A 336-nucleotide genomic window follows, 5' to 3' on the forward strand; every position below is an offset into this window, starting at 1 on the left:
GACCGTGGTCGCGCCGACCAAGCGGGTCGAGTTCACCGGTGCCGGCACCACGGGCACGAAGGTCGAGATCTGGAACTACCGGTCCAAGGACCGGCTGATCGGGTCCGCGGTCATCGGTGACGACGGCCGGTGGAAGACCTCGGGTGAGCTGAACAACCAGAACTCCGAGTACGCCCTGCACGTGGAGTACACCGCGCCCGGCGCGCCGACGCAGTCGCTGACGCGCACCATCATCGTCAAGGCCGAGGACCGCATCGTGCTGCCCTTCACCGTCGGCACCCCGGCCGAGGGATCCGCGGTGACGCTGGATGACTACCGGGCGTCGGACAACAACGG

General features: G+C 68.2%; 1 protein-coding gene. It reads left to right on the forward strand.

Features of this window, described 5'->3' with window-relative positions; genetic code table 11:
• Window positions 1-336: hypothetical protein (locus tag FS532_RS18865; protein WP_186322150.1), on the forward strand; the 336-nt coding region annotated here is incomplete at both ends.

Source organism: Curtobacterium pusillum (genome assembly GCF_007673235.1).
GTDB lineage: Bacteria > Actinomycetota > Actinomycetes > Actinomycetales > Microbacteriaceae > Curtobacterium > Curtobacterium pusillum_C.